The sequence below is a fragment of the Maricaulis sp. D1M11 genome, assembly GCF_047308265.1.
GTDB lineage: Bacteria > Pseudomonadota > Alphaproteobacteria > Caulobacterales > Maricaulaceae > Maricaulis.
The window spans coordinates 833,074-853,136 of sequence record NZ_JBKQWY010000001.1 but is presented as its reverse complement, the minus strand read 5'-3'; the positions used below and the strand labels follow the sequence as shown (position 1 = coordinate 853,136).

The window sequence follows — 20,063 nt, the reverse complement described above, 5'->3', positions numbered from 1 at the left end:
CGGAATCAGGACGTCCGAAATCCGGTTTTCAACCCCTAGCCTGCAGTCGTTTCAGGCAGGCGGACGGGGTCTCACCTGTCTCCTTCTTGAAGACGGCATTAAAAACAGATTTCGAGCTGAAGCCGGCCGTAAAGGCCATGTCGAGCAGACGTGGCGCCTCACCACGCGGGACGGATTGCATCTGAGTCATCACATCATCGATCCGCAGACGATTGATATAGTCGTTGAAATTGCGATCCACCCCGGCCCGGATGGCTTCAGACACCCGGCGCTCATTCAGACCCGAGGCCTTGGCCACCTCCGCCCGGGTCAAACGCGGTTCGCTATAAAACGCCTCCTGCCGGATCACCCTGTCGATATGCTGGAAATCGGCGAGCCGTTGATCGTCATCGCGCTCGTGGCGCGGAGCACTCTCCGGTGCGAGCGTGTCGGGAAAAAGCGCGTTGGGGGGAAGCGCGTCGGAGGAAAGCGCGCCAGGAGCCAAGCCTTCGAACAGGGCCTCGCGCCTGACCGCCAGAACCACCAGCGCCACCAGGGTGACGAGAGAAATGGCCAGCTGAAGCTCGTAGGCAGCGGACGTGGTCAGCCACGGCCAGATCTCATGAGCCCAGGCCGCATCCATGCGAATCACGTCGTACAGCGTGTCGGCCAGAAAAATGCCCAGAATGACGTAAACGATATTGAGTCTGACCCGTGCCGCATCAGAACGCTGCTCCACAATCGCCGTGTGAAACTGCCAGACCAGACGGATGGCCAGAGCGCTGTAGACGACAAGACTGATCCGCGCGGCGTGTTCCACGCCTGTCAGCCAGATCGGGTTCAGCGCCAGGGCGATAACAAACGGCAGACCATGCAGGAGGTCACGGAGGCGCAGGGCAGGACCCGAATACACCAGCCCGCGCACCAGGAAATACAGCAGGGGCGGATACAAAAGCCGGAAAGCCGGCGTAGTCAGCCACACCTCGCGCCAGCCCAGGCGTTCTTCCAGCAGGTTGAACACCATCCAGAGCGCCGACATGCCCATGATCGCACTCGCCGCCCGCAAACGCGGACGATCAAGTGTGAGCAGCAATCCGATCACACCTGTGACGATCAGGGCAAGTTGAAGGAGATTCGCGACAGCCAGTTCCATGCTCGATATCTAGCGCGGCGAAACGTCGCGAGGAAGCTGGAAACGGTGCGAGTTTAGTAGCCGATAACAACCTGCCGGATCATGAGGTGATGCAGGATTGCCGCAATGCAGCGAATGAATCGGGAAGTCACGCAACTGACATAGAGACGTCATCAAAGCTTTGCTCTTCCTGCCCATAGCAGCCGCGAAACGCGCCGGTTCGGGCGCGTCGTCTTTTTGTCCATTTGGGGGTCACCATGAAAAAGACACTCGTGATGCTCGGTACGGCTTCCGTGCTGGCACTTTCCGCTGCAACCGCTGCCCACGCTGGCACCATCACCGGTCGCGTCACCGACGCCTCTGCAACGATCGGCCTGCAAGGCGCCACGATCCGCGTCGTCGAGACCGGTCGCACTGTCACGGTGGGGCGTGACGGTACTTATCGTCTGTCCGGCCTGGATGCAGGCACGTACACACTGCGCGCGTCCTATGTCGGTGCTGAGAGCCGCGAATTCACCGTGACCCTGGGAAGTGTTACCGACACCGTGTCCCAAAACATCACCCTGGGTGATGATGTCGCTTTTATCGAGAACATCCTGGTTGTCGGTCAGCGCGGCGCCCTGAACTCTGCCCTGTCCCGCCAGCGCGCGGATGACGGTCTCGTCACCGTTCTGTCCGCCGACGCCATCGGCCAGTTCCCGGATGAGAACGTCGCAGAAGCCGCACGTCGCGCTGTCGGCGTCAACGTCCTCAACGACCAGGGCGAAGGCCGCTTCGTGTCCATCCGCGGCATCGACCCGAACCTCGTCTCCACCTCCGTCAACGGTGTGCGTCTGACGTCTCCGGAAGCTGAAGACCGCCAGGTCGGCCTGGACGTGATCGACAGCGACGTGCTCTCTTCCGTCGTGATCAACAAGTCCCTGCTGCCGAGCATGCCGGGTGACAGCGTGGGTGGTAACGTTGAGATCGAGACCCAATCCGGTCTGGACGTCGACGAGCTGACCTGGCGTGCCAAGGTCGGCGGCCTGTATTCCGACCTGGAAAACGCCTTCGGCTACCGCGCCTCCGCGAACTTCGCAGACAACTTCTTCGATGGCCGCCTCGGTGTTGCCGCCTCCCTGTCTCACCAGGAGCGTGAATTCGGTTCCGAGAACATCGAAGTCGATGGCAAGTGGGACGAAGAAGACGGCATCTACTTCCCGGAAGAAGTCGAGCAGCGTGACTACCAGGTGACCCGCGAGCGTACGACCGCCGCCCTGAACCTGGACTATGCGCACTCCGACACGCTGTCCTTCTACCTCCGCACGATCTACTCGGACTTCTCTGACCAGGAGTATCGCTCCCGGATCGAGACCAAGCTCGAAGACGGTGCTTTCGACGACGCCAACTCCACCGCCAACCTGCCGATCTTCATCGCCGATGACGAACTCGGTGTGGACCGCGATGTGAAAGATCGTCTCGAAACCCAGCTGATCTATGCGGCCGATTTCGGTGGTGAGTGGCTGTTCAACGACACCACGATCGACTTCAGCCTGTCCTACGTTCACGCCGAAGAAGAAGAGCCGAACCGTCTGGACACGGACTTCAAGGCCGAGTTTGGCAACAATGAACTGATCGGTGTTGACGTCAGCAACCCGCTGCACCCGGTGCTCATCCCGGCCGGCGGTGCCAGCACCCAGGCTTATTTCGACCCGTCCAACTATGAGCTGGACGCGTTTGAAGTGACCAATGGCCTGTCTGAAGACGACGAACTGGCCGTTTCTGCAAACATCCGTCACGACTTCGACGCAGGTTCCTACCCGGTCTACGTCCAGGGTGGCTTCAGCTACCGCATCCGCGACAAGAAGTATGACCAGGAATTCCAGGTCTTCGAATGGGACGGTGCAGGCGATCCGACACTGGCTGATTTCGCCACGACCACGCCGTACGGCCTCGGAAATCTCGGCCCGATCGGTGACCCGGCGGCCATCCGTACCTTTGTTCGCGATAATGCTGCTAACCTGGAACTCCAGGAACTCGACTCCACGGTCGAAAGCTTCGTGGCTGACTATGGTGCAGATGAAGACGTTATGGCCTTCTACGCCATGGGTGGTGGTGACTTCGGTCCGCTGCGCATCGTGGGTGGTGTGCGCGTCGAAGAGACCGAGTACGAAGCCTATGGCTACCAGGTCTTCCTGGCGGAAGAAGATGCCACGGTTGGTGGTGTTGTCCTGGGTGATGACACGACCTTCATCGACCTGGTGACCACATCCAACGACTACACCGACGTTCTGCCGAGCCTGAATGTGCGTTACGAAGTCAGCGAAGACGTCGTCGCCCGCTTCGCTTACTATGACAGCATCCAGCGTCCGAACCCGTCGCAGACGGCCCCGCGCGCCTTCATCGAGCAAAACGATGATGACGAAGTCGAGGGTGAATTCGGTAACCCGGATCTGGACCGTCTCGAAGCCACGAACTTCGACGCGTCCATTGAGTGGTATCCGAACAATGATGCCGTGATCTATGTGGGTTATTTCTACAAGGATCTGACAAACGTCATCGGCACGCGCATCTTCGAAAACGAAACCGTCAACGGTATCACCTTCGACGAAGCCACATCCTATGTGAACCTGCCGGAAGGTGAAGTGTCAGGTATTGAGTTCAACTATCAGCAGGATCTCGACTTCCTGCCGGTGGAAGGCTTCATCGCTGGCTTCAACCTGACCTATACGGGTTCCGAGGCCACTCTGGATGATGGTCGCGTCGTTGACCTGCCGCGTCAGTCCGACACCGTCTGGAACGCTATCCTGGGCTATGATCAGGGTCCGTGGGATCTGCGTGCTGCACTGACTCACCGCAGCGAATTCCTGGACGAGATCGGTGACGATGCCGGTGAAGACCGTATCGTGCTGGAGCACACCCAGCTCGACCTGTCTGGTCGCTACCGCTTCAACGATCACTTCCAGCTCTATCTGGACGTGAAAAACATCACCGACGAGCCGTTCACCGCCGTGACGCGCCCGGACGGTATCGATCGTCTGCAGCAGTTCGAAGAGTATGGCTGGTCCACCACCTTCGGCTTCCGCCTGCGTGGCTAGGTCTGCCGGCGCTCATACGCCAAAAACAACCCCGGGACGACACGTCGTCCCGGGGTTTCTTTTTGCTACGTTTCACTCAGATTAAAGTATTGAAACAATTTGAGTATCTCTGCGAAAACCGCCATGCAAAATGCACAAAGCTTCCTTATACCGCTAACGGCCGGACGCGCGTCCGGATCCGGTTTTCACCTCCGAGAACCGAATTAATCCCGAATACTGAACCGCCCTGTGCCTTGGCACAGGGCGGCTTTTTCTTCACAGCACCTGATCGCGAAACGATCCACACACCTAAGGCTCGACCCCTGTGTGGCGAACTGCTGCATTGATCAGCGCCATCGCATCCTCGCTGGCCCATTCGGCGGGAGCCGGCAAGCGACCCAGTTCCAGGCCATAAGGATCGTAGAGAACAGACATCGGCAATCCGATTCCCCCGATCAGCCCCGGGCTGAACTGGGTGTCGTGCAACAGGGGCAGATGTTCTATGCTATTGTCCTCGTACCAGCGTTCGGCATCGGCCAGATTTCGGTCCAGGCTGATCGTGATCACTTCGAACTGCTCGCCGCCCAGTTCCGCCTGCAGATGATCCAATGCCGGCATTTCCTCGATACAGGGGCCGCACCAGGTCGCCCAATAGTTCACGAGAATAACCTTGCCGCGATAGTCGGAGAGGCGCACATCCTCACCCTCAAGTGTTTGATACGCGACATTGGGTTGCGGCGGAGCCTCACCCAGGCTCATAAACCCGCTCATCTCCCCACGGGCATAACTGTCAAGCAGCCCTTGCGACCCATTGCCCATCGCGGAAAAAACGGCAAACAGGATAGCGATACCGGCAACAACCGGCATAATGATCAGCGCCAGCTTGAGCGGTGACATATTCATATTCATCTCCTCGCCAGACAGGACAGGCCATGGCTGACAAGACCCAATCCCCCAATGATGCCCATACCAGCCAGATCTGGGGCGGCCGTTTCCAGTCCGGCCCGTCGGCCGTGATGGAAGCGATCAATGCCTCGGTCGGATTTGACCGGAACATGGCCGAGGAAGATATTGCTGGTTCTTTGGCCCATGCGGCCATGTTGGGCGCTTGTGGTGTCATTTCAAGCGAAGATGCAGCGGCGATTGAGCGCGGCCTCATCCAGGTGCGCGACGAAATCCGTGCGGGCCAGTTCACCTGGAAGACCGAGCTGGAAGATGTTCACATGAATGTCGAGGCCCGACTTCGCGAGATTATTGGCGAACCGGCAGGGCGTTTGCACACCGCCCGGTCCCGCAATGACCAGGTCGCAACCGATTTTCGCCTGTGGCTCCGAGCGGCCTGTGACCGCATTGATACAGCTCTGGCGGCCTATCAATCCGCACTTATTGACCAGGCCCGCGCCCATGCCGACCAGGTGATGCCGGGTTTCACCCACCTGCAAACCGCCCAGCCGGTCTCCCTGGGTCACCATCTTCTGTGTTATGTCGAGCTGGCCGAACGTGATCGCGGTCGGTTTGCTGACGCCCGCAAACGTCTCAATGAAAGCCCGCTGGGCTGCGCCGCCCTCGCCGGTACAGCTTTTCCGATCGACCGGGAGATGACGGCCACGACGTTGGGCTTTGATCGCCCCATGGCCAATTCGCTCGATGGTGTGTCTTCACGCGATTTTGCGCTGGAAACCCTGTCAGCCGCGGCGATCTGTGCCGTGAACCTGTCTCGCTTTGCCGAGGAAATCGTTCTGTGGTGCACACGCCGCTTTGGTTTTGCCAGTCTGAGTGACGCCTGGTCGACCGGGTCTTCCATCATGCCGCAAAAGCGCAATCCTGACGCCGCTGAACTGGTCCGCGCCAAGCCGGGCCGTATCGCCGGCGCCCTTCAGGGCTTGCTGATCGTGATGAAAGGTCTGCCGCTGGCCTATTCCAAGGATATGCAGGAAGACAAGGCACCGGTCTTCCAGGCCATTGATGATCTGGAACTGGCTATTGCCGCCATGACCGGCATGGCCGGCGACCTCTCCTTCCACGCCTCCGCGCTCGAAACGGCAGCCGGTGAAGCCTATTCCGATGCCACCGATCTTGCTGACTGGCTGGTTCGCGAACTCGGCCGACCCTTCCGCGACGCCCATCATATCGCAGGCTCGATCGTGAAGGCTGCCGAGGCACGTGATGTCCCGCTGGCGGACCTGCCACTGGAAATCATGCAGTCGGTCGATTCTTCTATCGACGAGCGGGTGTTTTCCGTGTTGAGTGCGCGGGCATCCATGCAGAGCCGGACCAGTTTTGGCGGTACGTCTCCGGTTCGCGTCAGGGAACAGGTCGAAGTCTGGACCCGTCGCCTGTCGCCGGCAGATCCGTCATAGCGGCCCCGGATTGCATTCGGAACTGACACGAAATCGGAACGAAGATTCAATCGGAACGAAAACGATGAAGCGTATCAAACCCGTTCTCCTGATCCTCCTGACCAGCCTAGCTGTCACTGCGTGTGGCCTGCGCGGCGATCTGGAACGCCCGCCACCCCTTTGGGGCAATCCGCAGGAGACCCCTGAGGATAATGAGGACACGGATTCGTAAGGGCCTCGCCCTCACCAATTCGTAATGCGCAGCGTCCTCAACATTCAGGGCGAGCGTGCTAGTCTTTTGTCCATGCGGCGGATTTCGCTCATTCTGGCAGGTGCCTCCCTTGTGTGGGAGCGCGCCGTGCCTCTTGTCTGGCCTGTCCTGGCCTGGCTGTTTCTGTATGCCGGCATAACCCTTCTGGGAGCCTGGGATGCCGTTGGCGATCCCTGGCGAGCTGTGTTTGCGCTTCTCAGCCTGACCGGGTTCGCGGTGTTGACATGGCGAGCCGCGCGGCAGTTTGCCTGGCCTGGCCTCGCCGATATTGCGCATCGCCTCGAACGCGATAGCGGGATGGCGGGACGCCCCTATGAAGCCGTGACCGATCAGGCCGCCTCGTTAAGTGCTACCGAACACGCCCTTTGGGAAGAACATCAGCGCCGGGAACGTCAACGTCTGGCCGCCTTGAAAGCCCGACGTCCCCACGCCGCCTGGGCGCGTCGTGATCCCTGGGCATTGCGCATCGTACTCCTGCTGTTTGTCCTGTCGGCCTGGGTTCTGGCTGGCCCGCAGGCCCGTTCGCGCCTGGATGATGCCTTTGCGTTTCGACCCATCAATGCATTGAGCCAGAATCTGCGGATCGAAGCCTGGATTGATCCGCCCGCCTATACGGGACGGGCACCGCAGTTTCTCGAAGCGGACGCCTTCGAAATCGAGGTGCCGGAAGGCGCCCAGTTCGTAACGCGCATTGCTGGTTCGCGGCGCACTCCACGGCTGACGCTCAACCAGGGCACGGATCGTGTACGAACGGATGCGGTGGAAATTGGTGATGGTGTATGGGAAATCCGCCAGTTCATCGATCGTGATACCGAACTGACCTTGCGGGCCGGAGGCACACGCACCCAGTGGTCAGCCGACATCATTCCCGACACAGCCCCCCTCGTGCGCCTGCTCGAAGCGCCTGCTTCAACGGCCCAGGGTGAACTCGAACTCCGCTTCGAGGTCATCGACGATTATGGCGCGACCGATTATGCCCTCGAAATTCGACCTGAAGGCGCGAGCGATACAGACTGGGATAGCCTCGTCCTGCCGGGGGAACAGGTACGCTCTGTCCCCGAAGGCAATGGGCTGATCGGCACGGTTGAAACCGCCCGTCATCAATGGGCCGGCGATCGTGTGGAGATGCGCCTTGCCGTTCGCGATGCGGCTGACAATACCGGGTATTCCGGTGTCCAGACACGGGTTCTGCCCGAACGGGTCTTTCTCGACAGCCTTGCGCGGGCTGTCGCTGAACAACGCCGCGAAGTCATGCGTCATGCCGGCCCCTATGAGCCGCTCACCGAGCCGGACCCGCTCTACGCCGACGACCTGCCACCCGGCCCGCTCTATCTCTACGATGCACCCGCGCGCCGGATCGAACGGGCGCCAGACGGCATTCAGCGCGTGGCTGTGGCACTGACCGCCCTGACCGATGCACCGGAATACTTCTTTGACGACGGCACGGTGCTTCTCGGCCTGCGTGTGGTGCTCCATCGCCTTCAAAGGGCACGCCATTGGGATGATGCCGGCCCTGTCGCAGCGGATCTGTGGGCAATCGCCCTGCGCGCAGAACTGGGTTCACTGGCCGATGCAGAGGCCGCACTGGCCGCAGCTGAGCGCGCCTTGCAGGAAGCGCTGGCGCGCGGTGCCGATGAAACCGAGCTGGATGCCCTGTTCCAGGCCTATCAACAGGCAATGGACAATTATCTGGCCGCTCTCGCACGCGAGGCCGAACAGGGCAATGCCCAGGCCGGCGGCGATGTGCCGATGATGGACCCCGCTGATTTCGAGGAATTGCTCGCAGCCCTGCGAGAAGCGGCCGAACTGGGCGACACAGCACAGGCGCGCGAAGCCCTCGACATGCTCAGCGAGCTCCTGCGCAATCTGGAAATGCAGATGGGTCAGGGATCCGGTGAAGGTGAGCCAAGCGACGAGGTCTCCGAAGCCCTGTCTGAAGCCCTTGAAGAACTAGGCGATGTGATCGGTGAACAGCGTGAGCTGCAGGATCAGACCTTCGGCATGCAGCAGGATAATGGGGGCCAGCCCCAGGGTGGCCAAGGCCAAGGGGGTCAGAGTCAGGGCGGGCCGCAAAACGCCGGCAACACACCAGGCCAGCAGGGCGGCAATACCCCACAGGGCCTCGCGGAAAACCAGCAAGGCGGGACCAGCCGGTCAGCACAATTGGCCGAACGCCAGGCGGCGATCGCCGGACAGCTCGAACGGGCGCGTGAAGGCCTGCCTGGAGGTTCCGCCGACCCATTGAACGGTGCGGGTGAAGCGATGCAACAGGCCGAAGAAGCCCTGCGCCAGGGCAATCTGGACGACGCCCTGGAGGCCCAAGATGATGCGCTGTCGGAATTGCGTGATGGTGCAGAAAGCCTTGCGCGCGATTTGCTGGAACGCATGGCAGAGAATGAAGGTGGACCAGGCGAGGGCGATCAGGAGCAGGACCCGCTCGGTCGTCCGACCAATGGGGCCTATTCCGATGGCGCAGGCGTGGACGTGCCGGAAGAAATGAGCCGGGCTCGGGCCCGTGAGATCCTAGAAGAGCTTCGTCGGCGCGCCGCTGAAACCGGGCGTCCGCAAGACGAACTCGACTATATTGATCGCCTGCTGGACCGGTTCTGACGCCTCAGTGATGCCCGTCGTTCTCGTGGGTGGCGGTTTCTTCTAGAGCAGTCCCATGCTCCGGGCTCTCGTGCGTGGCCTCCTCTGGCCCACCCTGGTCGGAACCAGCCGGGTGCGAAACTGTATCGGCAGAGTGATGATCCTCAGCGCCATGGCTCACATCCGACACGGGATCGGCTGGCGCCAGGTCCAGCCCCGCCAGAATGACTTCGGCCTGGATAGCGGCGGGCGGCGGATCGCTGACAAGCGTACGAAAGGCCAGACGGCTGCCACCGCTCATCTCATGCGCCTCGATATTCACACGCCAGCTCAGCACCGCCGTATCCTGACTATCGAGAAGCGCAGCCCGCACCTGGGGCACGGGTCGAGTCTGGCGATTTTGATTGAGGATTTCGCCCTCGATGATCACAACCGGCACGCCATGATCCACCTCGCGGGTGATGCTCAGTTCGGATAGCTGAAATCCGGACGGGTCAATTTCCACACCCAGCGCGGCATAAGCCGCCGAGGCCCGGGGCCAGGACTGCACGATATCCACCCGAAAGGCCCATGCACCGCTCAGCACCAGCATCCAGCACGCAGCAAGCGCAGCCCAGGCTCCACCGGCCACGGCCATGCTGGCGGTCTTGCGTTTCGCCTCCACCTTGGCCCGGTAGGCCTGATGCGGTTTCGGGGGTTCCGCCGGCACTTCCGGTTCCGGCTCCGGCTCGGGAACAGGCTCCGGATCAACAGAGGTGAGGGATACGGGTTCTTCACTTTCTGCGAGCCATACATGCGAACAGGCTGTGCAGCGCACGCGACGTCCCGCCAGACCAATGGCCTGGGGATCAGCACGATAGCGCGTGCCACAAGACGGACAGCTGAGTACAATGCTCATATGAGTCGTTTCCAACAGACCGGCTCACCGAAAAGTCCGGGAGACGTTCCATAACTCCGAGTTCAAACCATTCCCCGCAGAGTGCTCCCGATCCGGTCGTTCGGTTCGACAATGTCGGCATGCGTTACGAACGCGGGCCGGAAATACTGCGCGACTTATCATTCGATTTACCACGCGGTTCTTTCCAATTTCTCACCGGACCGTCGGGAGCGGGCAAGACCTCGCTTTTGCGTCTGATTTATCTGGCTGCCAAACCCTCACGCGGGCTGATTTCCTTTTTTGGTCGTGACTTGGCCACGTTGCCCCGGCAGGACTTGCCCGATCTGCGCCGCCGGATCGGCGTGGTGTTCCAGGAGTTTCGCCTGCTCAACCACCTCAATGTTTTCGACAATGTGGCATTACCGCTCCGCGTAGCCGGCAAGCCGCGCAGCGATTACGCCGAAGACGTCGCGGAACTGCTCTCCTGGGTCGGGCTGGGTGACAAGATGACGGCACAACCCGCCACGCTCTCGGGCGGCGAACAACAACGTGTCGCCATTGCCCGTGCTGTTGTGGGGCAACCGGAAATTCTCATCGCGGACGAACCGACCGGTAATGTCGATCCGGAAATGGGAATGCGCCTGCTGCGTCTCTTTCTGGAGCTCAACAAGCTAGGCACCACCGTCGTTATCGCGACCCACGACCTCCAGCTTGTGCGCATGGTCGACGCACCTGTCATGTCGCTGTCCAATGGTCACGTGCATATCCGCCCCTCCCGGGGGGCCAGGCAGGAGGAGACAGAGCATGACTGACACCGTGTCCTCGGCGCCCAGCCAATCCCCGGGACCGCTGCTCCCACCCGATAAGGGACGGGATCGCCCGCTGGTCTTTGTGGCCGCCATTCTGGTGTTTCTGGCCTGTGTCGCAGGTCTGGGCGCGCGGGGCGCCTGGCTCGCAGCAGAGGCCTGGACCAGCGATCTGGCCCACAGTGTCACCATTCAGGTCCGTCCGGTCGATGACCGCGACCTGATCGCCGACCAGGCCGAGGCGGCTGCCCTGGCGGCCGGTATGGCCGGTGTATCGCGTGTGGACACGCTTGATCGGGATTATGCCGAGGCCCTTGTCTCACCCTGGCTGGGACAGGGCAATCTGCCCGAGGATCTGCCCCTGCCCCTGTTGATCCGTGTGGAACTGGTTGAGGTGGGCAGCCTCGATCTTGATGACCTCACTCGCGCAATCGACACCGCCGGCCTGCCCGCCACTGTGGATGACCACTCGCGCTGGTCGGGTGCTGTGCGCGATGCAGCGCGAACGGCTCAGCTGTTCGGCCTGGCCTTGTTGACACTCCTGTCCGGTGCAGCGGCGGCCGTGATCGCCTTTGCCGCCCGAGCCTCCCTGGCCGCACGTATCGATGTGACAGACGCGCTACATTTGTGCGGGGCGGAGGACCGGTTCATCGCAGCCCTGTTCCAACGGCGGTTTTTCATGCTCGGTCTGAAAGCCGGCCTGGGCGGTGCAGCCGCGGCGGGCGCAGTCGCCCTGATCGTCAGCCTGAGCGAGACCCCGGCAGACCAGGTCTTTTTCCTGCCGCACTGGGCCCTCGCCCCGTTCGAGATCGGCCTGTTGAGTGCCGCTCCGATCGTTGCCGGACTGATCTCGGCTGTGTCAGCACGTCTGGCTATCGCCGCCGACCTGCGCGCACGCTGGTAGAGGGACGAGGCCAACGATGATTTCACTTTTCTGCCCGCGCCCGGCATGCGAGGGACGTGTATTGCGATATCGGACCGTGTGAGAGATGGCCAAGACATCCAAATCCGGCAAACGCCTGCAACCTGTACGCTTGGTCGCCTTCCTGGCTGTCGTGCTCTATCTGGGCGGGTTTGTGCACTGGTCCTTGCGTGTCACCGGACAAGCGGACCTCGACAGCCGGACGCGAGCTGAAGCCATTGTCGTGCTGACCGGTGATGCCGGGCGCCTGGCCGAAGCCGGCCGCTTGCTGGATGATGGATATGGCGACCACCTTCTGGTGTCCGGCGTCCACCCCTCTGTCACGATCGAGGATATGCGCGGCCTGACAGGTCTCGATCCGGCCCGGTTTTCTTGCTGTGTGACAATGGGACGACTGGCTGAAGACACTTTGGGCAATGCTGTGGAAACCGCCGAATGGGCGGAAGAAAACGGCTATAAGCGCTTGATTATCGTGACGTCTGACTATCATCTTCCGCGCAGCCTGCTGGAAATGCAAAAGCTTATGCCGGAGGTGGATCTGGTCGCCGCTCCGGTGCGCACCACACCGCCTTGGCGGGCGGCTGGGCGTTTGCGGCTCTGGATCCTGGAATACACCAAATACCTGGCCGTTAGTCTGGGTCAGACCTTTAGCGGAAGCTGAGACTTGTCATGAATACCCTGCGCTCCCTCGCCTTCGTCATCTTCATGTATGGCCTGATTGTCGTGATGGGCACGCTGGGCATCTGGCTGCTACTGGCACCGCGTACCTGGGCTCGCGCCTATTTTCGCGTCTTCCTGACAATCATCTGGGGCGCACTGGCCGTGATATGCGGGATACGGTTTGAGGTGCGCGGTCAGGAGAACATTCCTCAAGGCGGCGCACTGATCGCCTCGAATCACCAGAGCATGTTCGAGACCCTCGCCTTCTGGGACATTCTTCCCGATCCCGCGATCATCCTCAAAAAATCTCTGGCCTACCTTCCTTTCTTCGGATGGTTTGCCCTCAAGCTGAAAAACATCACGGTGGACCGAAGCGCGGCGGCGAAGGCCCTGCGTGGCATGCTGCGTGACGCTGCAGCGCGTGCCGAAGAAGGGCGTCAGGTGCTGATCTTCCCCGAGGGAACACGTGTCACCCCCGGAGACAATCCGGACTTCAAGCCGGGTGTGGCGGGATTGTACGCGGCCATGAAAGTGCCCTGTGTGCCCGTTGCGCTGAATTCTGGACTGTACTGGCCGGCTCACGGCTTCAAACGCCATGCTGGCGTCATTGTCGTGGAGTTTCTCGAGCCGATTGAACCCGGCTTGAGCAAGGATGAGTTCCTCACCACGCTACGCGAACGTATCAACACCGCCAGCGATGCATTGCTGCCGGGTGGTAAGGAATAATTCATACCTGTGGCAAGGTGGAACGGGACTTGCGTTACAAAGTCCGAGCCTTGATGTGTAGAGTGAGTGATGAGGGTTAAAGCGTGAAAAACCGGGTCGGTCTCTATCTGCCGTTTGGCGGTTTCGTGGTCCTTCTGGGCCTGTATACCGGCTATTGGTTCTATGCGAAGTCGCGCATTCAATCTGAACTCGCCGCCTGGATGGATAGTCAGGTCGCGGCGGGATACAGCATTGAACAAGAACTAATCCGGGTTTCAGGCTTCCCCTACCGCTTCGCGGTGGAGATCAATGCCCTGGCTATTGACGCCCCGGCTGCTGATGGCGACTGGTCGGCCGAGATCGAGACCATTACCGCGCACGCCATGCCGTTCAATCTGGCACACTGGATTATCCAGTTCGACGGAACGTCGCGGCTCAATACTGTCAGCGATACGAATTGCACCTATGAATGGGTCAGCGACAAGACCTTACTGAGCATTCGCACCAATCGCCGCGGTGTCACACAGAGTGTGGGCGCCGAGATCGAAAACCTGTCCATCACCACAATAGAGGGCGAACAGGCCCAGCTGGAATCCATCGAGCGCGTCGTCTTCAACGCCATGCTCGACGATGACGATCATATGCGGGCCCGCATGTCCGTCTCGGGCGTAACCGCCGAGGAAACCCGCCTCGATCCGCGGATGATCCAGGCGTTTGGCACACGCATCGACACGGTGGATCTGGATATCGCCGTGTCGGCCTGGTCGGCCCTCGCCCAGCAGGGTGACGTGCTGGACTGGCACCGTTCCAACGGTAGCATACGAATTGAAAACGCAAGCCTAGGCTGGGGACCGGCCCAGCTCAGCGGCAATGGCGATCTGGCGGTAGACGCCCGCGCCTTGCCGGAAGGGCGCATATCCGTCCGGATCACCGACCCTGAAGCGCTCGCCGAAGCGCTGGTGAACGGCGGTATTGTCGCTGAAGGCAATCCGGAAGAGGCGCTGCGCCTGGCGACCATGATGGCGCCACGGTCGCCGGAAGGTGTATCCCTGCCGCTTCGCATCCAGGCCGGCGCGGTTTACTTCGGCCCGGTGCGCCTGGGAACTCTGGTGGACGAGGAGGCGCGCTAGCGCGCCCCCGCTCCGATACCTGTTATTGTCCCATAAAGGCGGTCAGTGCCTCGACCAGGCGACGGTTCTCGACTTCCTTCCCGATCGTAATCCGCAAGGCGTGGGGAAGGCCGTAAGGCTCCAGACGACGCACAATCAATCCCTGAGACGTCAAATAGGCATCCGCATTCGGAGCCGTCTTGTCCCCGCTCTCGGGGAAGTGAACCAGCACGAAATTGCAGACACTTGGCGTCACTTCCAGGCCCAGACCACCAATCTGCTGACGCAGATAATCGACCCATTGCGTGTTATGCGCGATCGATCGACGAACAAAGTCCGCATCTTCGATCGCCGCAATACCGGCTTCGATGGCGGGCAGGTTGACGTTGAACGGCCCGCGCACCCGGTGCAGCACATCAATGATAGACGGATCGCCATAGGCCCAGCCCAGACGCAGGGCCGCCAGGCCGTGGATCTTGGAGAATGTCCGCGTCATGACGACATTGTCGCGTGTGCGGGCCAGTTCGATGCCGGCCTCGTAATCGGGATCTTCAACAAACTCGGCATAGGCTGAATCGAGCACAAGCAGCGTCTCGTCAGGCAGGGCGTCGCGCAGGCGGGTGATTTCGCTGGCGGGGATATAGGTGCCCGTCGGATTATTCGGATTGGCCACAAACACGATTTTGGCGTCATCCCCGGCCGCCTCGATAATCGCATCCACATCCGTGCGATAGCCGGTCTCCGGAGCCACAACCAGCTCTGCCAGGCTCTGCATGGCGACAAGCTTGTAGACCAGGAAACCGTATTGGCTCTGAACCACCTTGTCGCCCGGATTGAGATAGGCCTTGCCCAGAAGTTGGAGCAGCTCGTCAGACCCCGCACCACAGACAATGCGTTCCGCTTCCAGCCCTTCGGCCTTGGCGATGGCTTCACGCAGCCGGGTCGCCCCGCCATCCGGATAGATGTGCAACTGGTCCGCAGACGCCTGGAACGCAGCTGACGCTTTTTCGGAACACCCCAGGGCATTTTCATTCGATGAGAGTTTGACCGGGTTCTCAACCCCCGGCGCTTCAGCCGCACCCGGCTTGTAGGGACGAATATTCAGCAGGCCTTCACGCGGTTGCACAGTCATTGCAGGTCATCCTCCTCGGTGGACCGGTCCTGGTCCTTGTGTCGCGGAGATAGCGCGCCTGCCGGGGCTCCTTCAAGAGCGCGTCTGCGTATACCCGGTTTCCGGTCTCTCGGCGTCAGCGCTGCATTGCGTTTGACCGCCTCCACCAGGATGACGCCGCCCAGACCGGGCCAGGCCGTTTCCCCTGCCTTCTCCCAGGCCTGGGCCAGTCGCGGCCAGGTACTCCAGCGCCAGGGCGGCGCGTATAAAGCCCGGGACCATGCAGCCGGTTCAAACAGGGCATCATGCAAAAGCTGAGTGAGCTGCCCGCGAGAGAAAGGCCGTCCATGTCCAAAGGGGGTGGCATCCATATGCGCCCACACGCCGGCCCGCGCGGACGTGACAATCACCATGCGGCCGCCCGGCGCCATCACCCGCCAGATCTCGCGTAACAGGGGCCGCAGGCTGTCGGCTTCCTCAAGCGCATGGACCACTAGAATACGGTCGAAAATGGCATCCATGAAGGGCAGGCGGGTTTCATCACCCATCGCGCTTGGCGGCGCGGTTTCACCGGAAATCACAGCCCCCTGCCCGGCCGGCAGAAAGCTGAGACAGCGCCGGGCCGACGCCTGGTAGCGCTCGAGAAACGGTGTCGTGAACCCCAACCCCAGCATGTCGAGATCGCGGACATCAGGCCACAGGGCTTCCAGACGACGCATGATCATGGTCTGGGCGGTGCGCCCCTGTCGAGATGCGTAGAAACGGTCCAGATCCACTGCATTGCGCCGCACTTGCACTCTCCTTCGCCAATCGCATATCACCCTTAGCACGCGCTTTTGCCGCGACCGGGCCAGAGGGGAATCCTATATCATGTCCTTGCTTGAAATCCGCCAGTTCCCATGTCTTTCCGATAATTACGGATACCTCATCCATGACCCGGTCAGCCAGGAGACGGCGGCCATCGACACACCAGACCCGGTCCGCATTCTCGAGGAAGCCGAAGCCGCTGGATGGACACTGACCCAGATCTGGAACACACACCATCATCACGACCACACCGGTGGCAATGCGGCTTTGCAGGCCGCCACCGGGGCTCGCCTTGTCGCGCCGACTTATGAAACCGCGCGCATTCCTGATATCGACCATGAGGTCGCAGACGGCGATATCATCCAGCTGGGCGATATCCGGGCCAAGGTTCTGTTCACGCCCGGCCATACCCGGGGACATGTGATCTATCACTTCCCGACCGAAAACGTGGCCTTTGTCGGCGACACCTTGTTTGCCTTGGGATGTGGCCGCCTGTTCGAAGGCACCGCCGCAGAGATGTGGCACTCGTTGTCGCGCATCCGGGCCTTCGACCCGGACACCCTGATCTATTGCGCCCATGAATACACGCAGGCCAATGCCCGTTTCGCCCGGAGTATTGATCCTGACAATCCGGATCTGAAAGCCTATGCTGAGACAGTGTCGCGCTTGCGGTCAAACGGACTGGCAACGGTCCCGTCCCGGCTGGCGGACGAGATAAAGAGCAACCCGTTTCTGCGTGCGGATGCGCCGGATCTCAAAGCGGCGATCGGTATGGCGGATGCGGATCCAGACGATGTGTTCGCCGAAGTGCGTCGGCAGAAGGATCAGTTCTGATGCAATACCAGGCTTGGGAAATCATTCGATCACTGGGCATGCACCCTCACCCGGAAGGGGGGTGGTACATCGAGACCTTCCGTGATCCCGACGAGGTGAATGGCCGCTCACGCTCCACGGCGATCTATTATCTGCTCGAACAGGACCAGATCTCTCACTGGCATCGCGAGGATGCGGCAGAAGTGTGGTTGTGGCACGCCGGAGCCCCGCTTCTCCTGTCTGTCAGTGAAGATGGCGAAACCACACGCGATGTCACACTGGGGCCCGATGTGGTGGCCGGTGAACGCCCGCAAGGCATTGTCCCGACCAATGCCTGGCAAAGCGCCCGTTCGCTCGGCGCGTGGACGCTGGTCAGCTGCACCGTGGCACCGGGATTTGAGTTTGAAGGTTTTGAGTTGGCCAAGCCCGATTGGGCACCCGCTGATCGTCGAGCGGTGAGCGACGCGTCTGACACCTGACCTTGGCATCGACGAACAACCGTCAATTCGCCGAGCATTCGTGGCGCATCAGGCGTCGATCGGAGCCGCCTGCAAGGCTGCACGGACAAATTCCGATGAGGGACGTCCCGCATAACCCGCCTGGGGGTTGATGACGACGATCAGCGAATCGCGTGTGCGATAGGCATTGGCCCGCTCGCCATTGATGATCTGGATGCGCTCAAGCTGACGCAATCCACTCCGTCGTGATCCGTCCAGGCTGCGTTCGATGACCCACAACACATCATACTGCAGCCCCAGCCCCGCACGCGGCGCCGGTGCATATTCGATCGTGACTGCATTGCCGGACACGGCCGAGGCGCGTTCGGCCAGACGCTCGGCGCGCGCACGCACTTCCAGTGAAGAGCGCGGCGCGGGCACAAGCCCTCCGGCCGGGCTAGCAAATTCGATGATCACACCATTCGGTGCGTCACTGGGGAAATAGGTCGCCCCTCCCAGAGAGGTAAACCGCACCAATTCACGCCCGGTATCGGTGACAAAGGACATGCCACCACCCGGTGCGCGATTGGGAAAGAGTACCAGGATTTCCGCATTGGTATCATCCCGCTCACGTAACAGCGCATAGCTGGAAGACTGGTCAAAAAGAATGAACGCGCCATTGTCCGCCCGCTGATACCAGCCGATGGATTGTTCAGAGCGTTCATTCCGCAACAGCCGGTCGCGCAAGGGGTTTTGCACCGCAAGCGCAGTCCCGGCTGTCAGAATGAGGGCGAGTATGGCCGCAAGGATCCGTATCATGATTGCATCTATTACCCGCCAAGAGGGCAATTTTGGGGCAAACGTGAATCGAATTCAGGCCATATACTGGCCACCATTGATGGAAAGGACGGACCCGGTCATGAAACCGGCATCCTCACCGGCAAGATAGACCACAGCCGCGCCGATTTCTTCAGGCGTTCCCAAGCGGTTGACCGGAATTCCACCGACAATGCTCTCGAGCACTTTCTCCGGCATGGCCGCGACCATGTCCGTACCGATATAGCCCGGCGCGACACAATTCACCGTCACACCCTTGAACGCCCCTTCCTGGGCGAGCGCTTTGGTGAAGCCGATCACGCCGGCCTTGGCCGCGGAATAATTCACCTGACCCATCTGACCTTTCTGGCCATTGATCGAGGAAATATTGATGATCCGGCCCCAGCCGCGGCCGCGCATGCCTTCATAGAGAGGGCGGCTCATATTGAACAGAGAATCCAGATCCACCCGCATGACGTCGGCCCATTGCTCCGGCGTCATCTTGTGGAACATGCCATCGCGCGTGATACCGGCATTATTCACCAGAACATCGATCGGGCCACCCGCAGCCGTTTCCGCCTCGGCAATCCCCCGCTGACAATCCTCCCACGAACCGACATCCCACTTGATCGCGTTCAGGCCCGTCTCTTCCCGAAATTTCTGAGCGGCCTCTTCACTCCCGGCATAGTTGGCGATCACGGTATGACCCGCATCCCGCATTGCTACACTGATCGCCGCGCCGATACCGCGTGTACCGCCGGTTACCAATACATTCCGTCCCATGGTCATCGCCTTTTTATTGGGGTGAAATTGCCTGACTGAACGCTGAAACTACATCTGGAACGCCTCAAAAACCAATTGAGACAAGCCCGTGATTTGCGCAAGAATAGGTTTCGCACTTGCAGCACACGCCTCACTGGGCGTAAACCGTAAAGCAAAGACGCGCACGTATGTTAAGTGAAATGCTTATGAAACCAGCGGGCGTGCTGCCAACAGGGAGTGAATTGTGGGTCAAACATCCAGTGGCGACGTGATCACCATCAAGAAGTATGCGAACCGTCGGCTCTACGACACGTCCACCAGCCAGTATGTGACGCTGGATTACCTGCGTGAACTGGTCAAGGAGGGCAAGAACTTCCGTGTCATCGATGCCAAGTCCTCCGAAGATCTGACCCGTAGCGTTCTCGCGCAAATCATCTTCGAAGAAGAATCGCGCGGCGCCAATCTCCTGCCGGTCGATTTCCTGCGTCAGCTGATCAGCTTTTACGGCGACAGCCTGCAAAATGTGGTTCCCGGCTATCTGCAGATGTCGATGAATAATTTTGCTCAGCAGCAGGAGGAGTTCCGACGTCGTATGGGCGAGGCCATGACCTCTCCCCAGGCCAGCATGCAGCTGATGGAAGAACAGACCCGCCGCAATATGGAGATGTTCGGCCAGGCCATGCGCATGTTCACGCCTTTCGCAGCGCCGGGTGCAACGCCCTCAGCGCCTGCAGGTGAAGACCCGGCGGCTGAAACACCCGCCACAAAGTCGGAGGACGACATGGCCACCATGCGCGCTGAACTCGATGCCATGCGGGCTAAGCTCGACAAGCTCGTCAAGGATTAAGCCTGGATCTGTCCCGTCCCGGCAC

The 20,063-nt window shown here is 60.6% G+C and carries 19 protein-coding genes; 12 read left to right on the top strand and 7 right to left on the bottom strand.

Annotated features, from left to right (window positions below):
• Positions 1-28 precede the first annotated feature (28 nt).
• Positions 29-1,132, bottom strand: a complete 1,104-nt coding sequence (locus RMQ97_RS04065; RefSeq protein ID WP_413659554.1) for a helix-turn-helix domain-containing protein — start codon at positions 1,130-1,132, stop codon at positions 29-31.
• Between the two features lie 236 nt (positions 1,133-1,368).
• Here RMQ97_RS04065 and RMQ97_RS04060 point away from each other — a divergent pair, with 236 nt between their 5' ends.
• A complete protein-coding gene (locus RMQ97_RS04060) occupies positions 1,369-4,188 on the top strand; it encodes a TonB-dependent receptor (protein WP_413659553.1) in 2,820 nt (939 codons plus the stop codon).
• 288 nt (positions 4,189-4,476) lie between these two features.
• Here RMQ97_RS04060 and RMQ97_RS04055 read toward each other — a convergent pair whose 3' ends face one another.
• Positions 4,477-5,070, bottom strand: coding sequence for a TlpA family protein disulfide reductase (locus RMQ97_RS04055; RefSeq protein WP_413659552.1), 594 nt, complete (start codon positions 5,068-5,070; stop codon positions 4,477-4,479).
• Positions 5,071-5,099: 29 nt separating this feature from the next.
• On the opposite strand from RMQ97_RS04055, the gene argH reads away from it, so the two are divergent.
• From argH to RMQ97_RS04040, 3 genes are all read left to right on the top strand, one after another.
• A complete protein-coding gene (gene argH / locus RMQ97_RS04050; protein ID WP_413659551.1) occupies positions 5,100-6,527 on the top strand; it encodes an argininosuccinate lyase in 1,428 nt (475 codons plus the stop codon).
• Between the two features lie 64 nt (positions 6,528-6,591).
• Positions 6,592-6,738, top strand: coding sequence for an LPS translocon maturation chaperone LptM (lptM, locus tag RMQ97_RS04045; protein WP_413659550.1), 147 nt, complete (start codon positions 6,592-6,594; stop codon positions 6,736-6,738).
• Positions 6,739-6,810: 72 nt separating this feature from the next.
• The gene (locus RMQ97_RS04040; protein WP_413659549.1) at positions 6,811-9,387 is read left to right on the top strand and encodes a DUF4175 domain-containing protein; all 2,577 of its coding nucleotides are present in this window, start codon (positions 6,811-6,813) and stop codon (positions 9,385-9,387) included.
• 4 nt (positions 9,388-9,391) lie between these two features.
• On the opposite strand, the gene RMQ97_RS04035 is transcribed toward RMQ97_RS04040, so the two are convergent.
• Positions 9,392-10,264, bottom strand: a complete 873-nt coding sequence (locus RMQ97_RS04035) for a DUF3426 domain-containing protein (protein ID WP_413659548.1) — start codon at positions 10,262-10,264, stop codon at positions 9,392-9,394.
• A gap of 50 nt (positions 10,265-10,314) precedes the next feature.
• Between RMQ97_RS04035 and ftsE the strand changes: the two genes are divergently transcribed.
• The 5 genes from ftsE to RMQ97_RS04010 all read left to right on the top strand — a co-directional run bounded on the left by ftsE (position 10,315) and on the right by RMQ97_RS04010 (position 14,466).
• Positions 10,315-11,055, top strand: a complete 741-nt coding sequence (gene ftsE / locus RMQ97_RS04030; RefSeq protein WP_413659580.1) for a cell division ATP-binding protein FtsE — start codon at positions 10,315-10,317, stop codon at positions 11,053-11,055.
• A complete protein-coding gene (locus RMQ97_RS04025) occupies positions 11,048-11,953 on the top strand; it encodes a hypothetical protein (RefSeq protein WP_413659547.1) in 906 nt (301 codons plus the stop codon). Before ftsE ends, RMQ97_RS04025 begins: the two co-directional genes overlap by 8 nt.
• 85 nt (positions 11,954-12,038) lie before the next feature.
• The gene (locus RMQ97_RS04020; RefSeq protein ID WP_413659546.1) at positions 12,039-12,632 is read left to right on the top strand and encodes a YdcF family protein; all 594 of its coding nucleotides are present in this window, start codon (positions 12,039-12,041) and stop codon (positions 12,630-12,632) included.
• An 8-nt stretch (positions 12,633-12,640) separates the two neighbouring features.
• Entirely contained in the window at positions 12,641-13,357 is a 717-nt protein-coding gene (locus RMQ97_RS04015; RefSeq protein ID WP_413659545.1) for a lysophospholipid acyltransferase family protein, read from the top strand.
• Positions 13,358-13,440: 83 nt separating this feature from the next.
• On the top strand, positions 13,441-14,466 hold the full coding sequence (locus tag RMQ97_RS04010) for a DUF2125 domain-containing protein (protein ID WP_413659544.1): 1,026 nt from the start codon (positions 13,441-13,443) through the stop codon (positions 14,464-14,466).
• A 22-nt stretch (positions 14,467-14,488) separates the two neighbouring features.
• Here RMQ97_RS04010 and hisC read toward each other — a convergent pair whose 3' ends face one another.
• Positions 14,489-15,577: a histidinol-phosphate transaminase gene (gene hisC, locus RMQ97_RS04005; RefSeq protein WP_413659543.1), complete on the bottom strand. Its 1,089-nt coding sequence runs from the start codon at positions 15,575-15,577 to the stop codon at positions 14,489-14,491.
• Complete coding sequence (locus tag RMQ97_RS04000) at positions 15,574-16,347, bottom strand: class I SAM-dependent methyltransferase (RefSeq protein WP_413659542.1); 774 nt, start codon at positions 16,345-16,347, stop codon at positions 15,574-15,576. The genes hisC and RMQ97_RS04000 overlap by 4 nt, the downstream gene beginning before the upstream one ends.
• A 79-nt stretch (positions 16,348-16,426) precedes the next feature.
• On the opposite strand from RMQ97_RS04000, the gene gloB reads away from it, so the two are divergent.
• Together gloB and RMQ97_RS03990 are read left to right on the top strand one after the other, a co-directional pair.
• Positions 16,427-17,197: a hydroxyacylglutathione hydrolase gene (gene gloB, locus RMQ97_RS03995; RefSeq protein WP_413659541.1), complete on the top strand. Its 771-nt coding sequence runs from the start codon at positions 16,427-16,429 to the stop codon at positions 17,195-17,197.
• Complete coding sequence (locus tag RMQ97_RS03990; RefSeq protein WP_413659540.1) at positions 17,197-17,655, top strand: cupin domain-containing protein; 459 nt, start codon at positions 17,197-17,199, stop codon at positions 17,653-17,655. The genes gloB and RMQ97_RS03990 overlap by 1 nt, the downstream gene beginning before the upstream one ends.
• A 48-nt stretch (positions 17,656-17,703) precedes the next feature.
• On the opposite strand, the gene RMQ97_RS03985 is transcribed toward RMQ97_RS03990, so the two are convergent.
• The gene (locus RMQ97_RS03985) at positions 17,704-18,432 is read right to left on the bottom strand and encodes a DUF4908 domain-containing protein (protein ID WP_413659539.1); all 729 of its coding nucleotides are present in this window, start codon (positions 18,430-18,432) and stop codon (positions 17,704-17,706) included.
• 54 nt (positions 18,433-18,486) lie between these two features.
• Positions 18,487-19,212: an acetoacetyl-CoA reductase gene (gene phbB / locus RMQ97_RS03980; RefSeq protein ID WP_413659538.1), complete on the bottom strand. Its 726-nt coding sequence runs from the start codon at positions 19,210-19,212 to the stop codon at positions 18,487-18,489.
• A gap of 223 nt (positions 19,213-19,435) precedes the next feature.
• Here phbB and phaR point away from each other — a divergent pair, with 223 nt between their 5' ends.
• Positions 19,436-20,038 carry a polyhydroxyalkanoate synthesis repressor PhaR gene (gene phaR / locus RMQ97_RS03975; RefSeq protein WP_413659537.1) on the top strand — a complete coding sequence of 201 codons (603 nt, stop codon included), beginning with the start codon at positions 19,436-19,438 and terminating at the stop codon, positions 20,036-20,038.
• The last annotated feature ends 25 nt before the right edge of the window (positions 20,039-20,063 follow it).

Excerpts from the sequence above, each read along its gene's own strand:
- gloB (WP_413659541.1), top strand. The coding sequence starts at position 16,427 with ATGTCCTTGCTTGAAATCCGCCAGTTCCCATGTCTTTCCGATAATTAC.
- hisC (WP_413659543.1), bottom strand. The coding sequence starts at position 15,577 with ATGACTGTGCAACCGCGTGAAGGCCTGCTGAATATTCGTCCCTACAAG.
- RMQ97_RS04040 (WP_413659549.1), top strand. The coding sequence starts at position 6,811 with ATGCGGCGGATTTCGCTCATTCTGGCAGGTGCCTCCCTTGTGTGGGAG.
- RMQ97_RS03985 (WP_413659539.1), bottom strand. The coding sequence starts at position 18,432 with ATGATACGGATCCTTGCGGCCATACTCGCCCTCATTCTGACAGCCGGG.
- RMQ97_RS04020 (WP_413659546.1), top strand. The coding sequence starts at position 12,039 with ATGGCCAAGACATCCAAATCCGGCAAACGCCTGCAACCTGTACGCTTG.
- RMQ97_RS03990 (WP_413659540.1), top strand. The coding sequence starts at position 17,197 with ATGCAATACCAGGCTTGGGAAATCATTCGATCACTGGGCATGCACCCT.
- RMQ97_RS04015 (WP_413659545.1), top strand. The coding sequence starts at position 12,641 with ATGAATACCCTGCGCTCCCTCGCCTTCGTCATCTTCATGTATGGCCTG.
- phbB (WP_413659538.1), bottom strand. The coding sequence starts at position 19,212 with ATGGGACGGAATGTATTGGTAACCGGCGGTACACGCGGTATCGGCGCG.
- RMQ97_RS04055 (WP_413659552.1), bottom strand. The coding sequence starts at position 5,070 with ATGAATATGTCACCGCTCAAGCTGGCGCTGATCATTATGCCGGTTGTT.
- RMQ97_RS04025 (WP_413659547.1), top strand. The coding sequence starts at position 11,048 with ATGACTGACACCGTGTCCTCGGCGCCCAGCCAATCCCCGGGACCGCTG.
- argH (WP_413659551.1), top strand. The coding sequence starts at position 5,100 with ATGGCTGACAAGACCCAATCCCCCAATGATGCCCATACCAGCCAGATC.
- RMQ97_RS04035 (WP_413659548.1), bottom strand. The coding sequence starts at position 10,264 with ATGAGCATTGTACTCAGCTGTCCGTCTTGTGGCACGCGCTATCGTGCT.
- RMQ97_RS04065 (WP_413659554.1), bottom strand. The coding sequence starts at position 1,132 with ATGGAACTGGCTGTCGCGAATCTCCTTCAACTTGCCCTGATCGTCACA.
- RMQ97_RS04060 (WP_413659553.1), top strand. The coding sequence starts at position 1,369 with ATGAAAAAGACACTCGTGATGCTCGGTACGGCTTCCGTGCTGGCACTT.
- lptM (WP_413659550.1), top strand. The coding sequence starts at position 6,592 with ATGAAGCGTATCAAACCCGTTCTCCTGATCCTCCTGACCAGCCTAGCT.